Raw genomic sequence first — 7184 nt, 5'->3', positions numbered from 1 at the left:
AATAGTAGGGATGATACAGGTCGTATTCCTGAGCATCGTTCATGTGCTGAGAAACCAAAGCCTGCATATCGTTCAGATCAACCGGCTCCCCTGACCGCTCCGCAGCCTCCAATTCGATTTTCAGTTCTTCGACCAGATTTTGTTGCGCCGTGTGTTCGTCAACACGGCGGTTGGCCTGGTCCTCGATGTCGAAGCTCTTTGAAGCGATGGCTGCACGATCAAAGCCCATCGCCTGCTGCTCTTTCATGATGATGTCGATCTGCTCTGAAACGCGATACTCGCGCGGGGCGGATTGATCAAATTGGGAATAGGGTGCGAAGTGTTCGACTTCGTTCAAAAGATAGTCTGTACGCGAAACCATAGTTTTTCCTTTGCGAGTTGATGGAAAACTCTGTGTTGGATGAGCGTGTTGCACAGATCGGTTCTGTTTCGTAGCTGGCCCTGTGACTTGGTTTCGGGGTACTGGGATGCCTTTCAAATTCAACGCGCCACGGCGGGACAAATTTGCGAAGGCAAAGTACCGTGTGACGAACTGGGCGGAGTACAACGAGGCGCTGCGTCAGCGTGGGGACGTGGCGGTCTGGTTCAGTGAGGATGCGGTGTCAGGATGGTGCGCCACGCGCTCGGGAAAGCGCGGTGGTCAGCAGCGATACTCCGACTTGGCGATCGAGACCTGCCTGACCCTGCGCGCCGTGTTCGACCTGCCGCTTCGGCAAACGCAGGGCTTTGTGCGTAGTCTGCTGCGGCTCATGGAACTGGATCTCCCCGTGCCGGATTTCTCGACGCTCTGCCGACGCGCGCAAACGCTCGAGGTCGCGCCTGACACCCGTACAGCCAGTGGTCCGATCACGCTGATTGTGGACAGCACAGGGCTGCGTGTCGTTGGCAGCCGCGACTGGATGCGGGAGAAGCACGGGCTACCAAAGACCCGAAAAACATGGCGCAAACTGCATATCGGGTTTGATCCGGAGAGCGGCGAGGTCGTCGCGTCATGCCTGACAACCGAGCATGTCGGAGATCCCGGCGCTTTGCCTGATCTTCTGGTGGAGATCGCCAGCCCAGTGCACCGCTTTATCGGCGATGGTGCCTATGACGGCGCCCCGACTGCAGCGGCAATCCGGCGCGCTTTCGGTCCAGATGTCGAGTTGATCATTCCACCGCCGAAGAACGCCGTTCCCGGAGAGTTCGCCGTGCGAAACGCCCATATCGACATGATCGTCAGGCATGGTCGTATAGCCTGGCAGAAGAACACCGGTTATGGCCAGAGGTCACGCGGAGAGGCGCAGATCGGGCGCTACAAACAGGTCATTGGACCTCAGCTGCGCAACCACAAAATGGAGAGCCAGACAAACGAAACCAAGATCGCGGTCAAAACCCTCAACCGCATGACCCGTCTGGGTCGTGCGGCCTATGAACGTGTCGCATAACAAACCGGGGAAAGGGGCGAATGCGGCCTGAGGAGTCTTCATGCAACATGGTCGTGTGAAGGGCAGCTGGGTGTATCTGTATCGAGCCATCGACAAACAGGGCAAGACGCTTGATTTCATGTCGTCCAAGCGCCGAAACAAAGCCGCAGCAACCAAATTCTTCGCCCGCGCTCTCGAACTCAACGGTCTTCCCCGCAAGATCGTCATCGACAAGAGCGGCGCCAACACTGCTGGTATCAAAGCCGTCAACACCATGCTCAAGAGTTTTGGATGTCCAATTTCAATTGAGATGTTGCGTCGGAAGTACCTTAACAATCTCATTGAACAGGACCATCGTTTCATCAAACGCCGGATCCGCCCAATGCTGGGATTCAAGTCGTTCGCTTCCTCCTCCGCTACGCTGGATGGGATTGAAGTTGCGCACATGATCCGCAAAGGCCAGTTCGGAGTCGGGGTCTGCCCATTTAAGCAATTTGCGCTTCTAGCCGGCTAAACACAGCGACTTCCAGCTGGCGATCATACTTCAGAAAAGTTTGCGACAAAGCCCCTCAGACCGGGTTTTCACACACCCTCAGCCCAAAGCAGCCTTATTCGGAGATATCTGTTTGTTATGCATCAAAGTCGGCGGCTAACTTGAACACCTCGACCGGTTCTCGGATACCCTTCAGTACAAAATCTCCAGTCGAGACTGACGAGAAGTCGTCCTCCACTGCTATGGCCGCACGGGTGCTGAGAAGGATTTCACCGTCCTCGGCCATTTCGCACAAACGGGAGGCGACGTTGATGGCAGTGCCAGAGGCGGTGTAGTCGGACCGGCCTTCGTAGCCCACCATTCCAACGGTTGCATAGCCCAGCGAAACGCCCACTCCGAAGCCCAGACGGAAGCCCATGCGCTTCCATTCTTGACCGAGTTCAGTCATGCGCGAACGCATAGCGACGGCAAGGCGCACAGCGTTACCCGCAGGATCGTCGCATGGGACGGGATCGTTGAAAAGCACCATGATCCCATCGCCCATGCGGTGATCGACGCCCGCGCCATGGGCGTTGATGAGCTTGCCCATCTCTTGGTGATAGGTTTGCAGAACCTCAATTGTTTCTTCGGGTTCGGCGGTTTCGCAGAAGGCGGTGAAGCCGCGGATGTCACAAAATAGAACCCCCAATAAGGCCCGGTGGCTCGACAGCATCTTGTCCGAACCGGAGGAGATAACCGTGTCCGCCACGGCGGCCGGAAGGAAGCGCTTCAGCTTTCCCATGCGCTCGATCTCTCCGACTTGCGCGTCAACTCTTTCACCCAATTCGGCGTTCAGGGCTTGCAACTCCTTAAATTGGCGCACGTTTTCTATGGCGATGACCGCCTGTGCCGCGAAGCCTTTGACTAGACTTATGTCGTCTTCAGTGAACGGCAGAACTTCCCGCCTGTAGAGCGTGAGTGTTCCCACTGCTTGCACCCCGGAAAGTAACGGCACAGACAAAAAGGAGCGCGCACCTTCCTCATCTACAATTTTGCGTCGCCACTCGTTTCCCGCATGATAAAGCGCATCATCGGCAAGGTCATTGACCTGTATAATGTTCCCGGAGCGGATTGCTTCCACGACAACCAGTTTGGAGTTGTCGAGGTCTTCATCGAATCCAGACAACCGCGAAGCAAACTCGTCTCCAGTGCCTCGGTTGGCGGCGCATCTTACGCGCTTGCGCCGATTATCTGTGATATGCAGCAGCGCAAGCGGGGCGTGACAGAGCCGAGATACGCTTTCCAGAATAACGTCAAAAACGGGCTGTTCATCTGCCCGTGACCGACTGATTATGTCCAGCACTTCGGCCGAGGCCTTCTCGTGAGCAAGTCGCTCTTGCACTTCGCGGAATTGGCGCACGTTCTCAATTGCGATCACGGCTTGCTCAGCAAACGTCTGAGCTAGAGATACCTCTGACGGATCGAAAGGACTGACTTCTCGCCGGAACAGAGTTAAGCTTCCTATTCCGACGCCGTCTTTGATTAATGGAGCAAAAAGAACACTTCGGATGTTCGAAGTATCGACCATGGAACGGACAATAGGACTGCCATTTTTGTAAAGTTCGCTCGTTCCCATATCGTCGAATGCAACAATACGACCGTCAATGATGGATCGCGCCGCGTAGGACAAGTCTCTGTCCATACGCATCTGCCCACTCTCAAACAAATCGATTGCTGCTTGGAACATACCATTGTGAGCTGCAAGCGTCTGCGCGTTGTCATTTGCAGTACCCAAAACCAGCCCCGCAAACGGCGCATTGCAGAGCTTGCAAGCGCGGTCGAGGATCGCATCAAAGACAGGTTTTTCGTCTTCACGGCTCTGGCTGATGACTTCAAGAATGCTCCGTGTGGCCGCCTCTCGCTGTTGTCCACGAACGAGGTCATCCAGCAGACTTTCTCGATCTGATCCTACTCGCGAGTCCCGCGCGCCCATCTAAACAACCTCCTTACGCTTGTCGAATTTAACCATGTCGGACTTCGCTTGCCAAACAAATGCGCCAACGTTGCCAATCAACGGCGAGTCCAACTGCGAAAGAACATTTGTCCGGGATCTGCCAGTTCGACCCTTCCAACTAAAACGAGAGGCGCCGCTCAACTACGCGCGCCATGATGGACGCACCGACGGGAAGCATTTGGGGATCGAGCACGAAGCCCGGGTTGTGTAAAGCGATGTCCCCGGAATGGCCAAGCCGGCAATAAGAGCCAGGGACTACACGCAGCATATCCGCAAAATCTTCGGAGCCTGTGCCAGGCGGGACCTGGTCCGTGACATTATCCCTGCCCACAATATCCGCTGCGGCTTCTAGATAAGCGTCCGACAACGCTGCGTCGTTCACGAGCGGATTGAAAACATTGCGCAGATCAACCACCACCTCGACGCGATACGCGAGGGCGAAGCCTTCGCAGATTTCGCGCAACCGAGTCTCAGCGAGAGTACATATGTGGTCGTTGAAATAACGGATTGTACCGGCCAAAGTCGCGGTATCGGGCACAACATTGTATGCCGACCCGGCTTGGAATTTAGTCACAGAAACGACGCAAGACTCGATCGGCGGAACATTACGCGACAGGATCGTCTGTATTTGCCCCACCAGCGCCGAAGCGATCACCAGCGGGTCGCGTGACTGGTGCGGCATGGCCGCATGACTGCCCTTGCCCTGGACGCTAATGTCAAAAAAAGACGCGCCTGCCATCGCCGTACCTTTACAGATTGTCACTTGGTTTGGCTCGCCGCTTGGCCAGTTATGCATCCCGTAAATCTCGTCGCAGGGAAAGCGCTCGAACAGACCTTCGGCCAGCATACCCCGAGCTCCCCCAAGTCCCTCTTCGGCGGGCTGGAATATGAGCACGGCAGTGCCGTCGAAATCCCTGGTTGTCGCCAGGTGTTTGGCGGCCCCAAGCAACATTGTCGTATGTCCGTCGTGCCCGCAGGCATGCATGACCCCGGTTGATTTGGAAGCATAGCGCAAATTGGTCTGCTCATGGATGGGCAGTGCATCCATGTCGGCGCGCAGACCGATGCGACGTTTGCTGTCTCCATTCCCCTTGATCAGTCCAACAACACCGGTTTGAGCGATTCCAGTGTGGACTTCATCCACACCGTAATCGCGCAATTGGCGGGCCACTATCTCTGCTGTACGCGTTTCGGTAAAGCCGATTTCCGGATGAGCATGCAAGTCTTCGAAAATCGCGGTCAAATCTTCGACACTATCTGCAATGGTGGGGAGAATGTTCATGTCAAAATCTCTTTTATGTGCGCGTCTGTTGCCGGATGGGCCTAGGCAAGGATGGCCGGATTATCATTTTTGGCTGGGAGGTCAGTTTTTAGGTGGTTTTTTGCCAATCGAGCTTAAGTATTGAGTGCTCCCCATCCAGACCCTTTAGCGGAATTGTCATCGGGTCGCGAAAAAGAAACTCATTCGACCCGCCGACCATGATCCGCGTGGCGTCTGACACACAGATTTCACTTGGGGCAGCAAGCGACGCGATGCGGGCGGCTTTGTTTACCACTGTTCCGAATTGATCGGCGTCAGAAGTAATTACTTCGCCGGTATGCAAACCAATACGAACTTGCAGTTTTGGTTCGGCGGTTTCAGCTGCGTTGGCCTGCTGAATATTCTGCGCCGCTAGCAGGGCGGCCCTTGCGGATGCGAAGGTAGACATGACACCGTCCCCTAGCGATTTCACCAATTGCCCACCGGTTTCAACAATGTGCGTCTCGACCAGCTTTAGATGCCGCCGTACCGCATCAGCCCAAAGAGTATCTCCTATAATTTCTGCAATCGTTGTACTGTCCGCGATGTCCGTGAACATCACAGTCGCTATACCGCTTTGTCCGATTTCGTAGGGGGTGGACAAAGCGGCATCCAGAAGCTCCTCAAAACCTTTTGCCTCGTAACCGAAGCCCTCGACATTATTGACCGGAATCGAATTGTGAACATGCACGATTTTCCAGGAACCTTTGTCCAGTTTCAAAATGGCTGTGGAGCGCAATTGCGCCGATTGTCCCATTTCAATCGCGTGGATGGTTGCTTTCCATTCCACCCAGCCAAGGGATCCGCATTCAAAACCACGCAGTTCTTCCGGGTGCCACTGAAACCGTGGAACCTCCTGAATATACTGCGCCATGCCACGACGCAGCGCATCATCCCGCCACGCCTCATCCTCGTCAGAGCCAAAATACGATAACGCGGGATCGTCAGAGAAAAGATTCGCGACCGTTTCGCCGTCGCCGCGCCCGTACGCTTTGATCCAACGTTCCACTATGGCTGCAAGTTCTGGCGAAGGGCGTATCGTGTCTGTCATCAAGCGAATGATAGCAACTACCACATCTTACGCATAGCACTGCTAAAATAGAGAACTGATGAAGGCCAAATGCGGCAGCGGCGCGGAACGCCGCGGGTAGCGTAGCAGATTACCCACAGCATCGACCCAGTCGGAAATTAGGACGTCATGCTAAGATCACTTTCGAGACAACTGCATCTGGCGGCTATGTCCGCACACTTCCAATTCATCGTGCTCTTGACTTCGCGCTTGCAGCGAATGGCAGCAATGCAGGCTGCAGACGCAGCATCGAGATGAGTTGGTCGACGGCAGCTTGGAGCCGATTTGCCGAAGCGAACTGAAATTGTTTGACCAATTGTATGCTACCTTGAATTGTCATCCACCATCATGGACCGGCTCTTTAATACTCGAACTGGGGAGCAAGCTTCTCGCGCACCTCCCCTGCAGGCATCCTTGTGAGCAGATCCATGTCGAAAAAACTTGGCCGCAACGGCCGCCGGAGTGCATCAGAATTCCTGATCCGCTGAGTAGAGTGAAGCTGTCTGAATCATCGCGTCGCCTATTTTCCGATCAAGATGCCAGTTATATTTCTCAGCGGCTCTTTGTACGTCGATCATGAGCAAAACGCTTCCAGCGCCGTAGGCTCCAGTATCCTGATCTTCTTGTAGGCGACATCGATCCACCCTTTTAATGCAAATTGCTTGAGAGTTCGATTGACCACGTCTCGCGCGGCATTGGCCAACTCACCAATCTGCTCCTGCGTTAAACCCGAAATGACAGCCGTGCCTTGTTGTCCCGAGTCAGGTGTCAGACCGATGCGCAGCAGCGTAGAGGCAATGCGCTGTTGGACATTGGGTATTAGAAGATCGGATGTTGATTCCCGCTGAGAAGTGACCCGGTAGCCTGCAAAATTTTCACTGAGAATTGACCCATGTGAACACGTTGCCCTGACGCTTTTGTTC

At 54.8% G+C, this 7184-nt stretch carries 6 protein-coding genes and 1 pseudogene; 2 read left to right on the top strand and 5 right to left on the bottom strand.

Annotation, left to right across the window (positions count from 1 at the left end):
* Positions 1-337: hypothetical protein (locus ACR0AO_RS24945; protein ID WP_480609582.1), on the bottom strand; the 337-nt coding region annotated here is incomplete at its 3' end.
* Positions 338-467: 130 nt separating this feature from the next.
* On the opposite strand from ACR0AO_RS24945, the gene ACR0AO_RS24940 reads away from it, so the two are divergent.
* Together ACR0AO_RS24940 and ACR0AO_RS24935 are read left to right on the top strand one after the other, a co-directional pair.
* Positions 468-1427 (top strand): IS5 family transposase, encoded by a 960-nt coding sequence (locus ACR0AO_RS24940; RefSeq protein ID WP_480609579.1) that lies wholly within the window; start codon positions 468-470, stop codon positions 1425-1427.
* Between the two features lie 52 nt (positions 1428-1479).
* Positions 1480-1920: pseudogene (locus ACR0AO_RS24935) on the top strand (IS6 family transposase); the annotation flags it as partial.
* Positions 1921-2035: 115 nt separating this feature from the next.
* Here ACR0AO_RS24935 and ACR0AO_RS24930 read toward each other — a convergent pair.
* The 4 genes from ACR0AO_RS24930 to ACR0AO_RS24915 all read right to left on the bottom strand — a co-directional run.
* A complete protein-coding gene (locus ACR0AO_RS24930) occupies positions 2036-3871 on the bottom strand; it encodes a GAF domain-containing protein (protein WP_480609576.1) in 1836 nt (611 codons plus the stop codon).
* Between the two features lie 139 nt (positions 3872-4010).
* Positions 4011-5174, bottom strand: a complete 1164-nt coding sequence (locus ACR0AO_RS24925; protein ID WP_480609573.1) for a M20 aminoacylase family protein — start codon at positions 5172-5174, stop codon at positions 4011-4013.
* An 88-nt stretch (positions 5175-5262) separates the two neighbouring features.
* Positions 5263-6243 carry a nuclear transport factor 2 family protein gene (locus ACR0AO_RS24920; RefSeq protein WP_480609570.1) on the bottom strand — a complete coding sequence of 327 codons (981 nt, stop codon included), beginning with the start codon at positions 6241-6243 and terminating at the stop codon, positions 5263-5265.
* 592 nt (positions 6244-6835) lie between these two features.
* Positions 6836-7184 (bottom strand): Crp/Fnr family transcriptional regulator (locus ACR0AO_RS24915; protein WP_480609567.1); only part of this gene is annotated, 349 nt, incomplete at its 5' end.

The sequence above is a fragment of the Ruegeria sp. AF8 genome, assembly GCF_056541825.1.
This window is presented reverse-complemented; position numbering and strand designations above follow the sequence as displayed.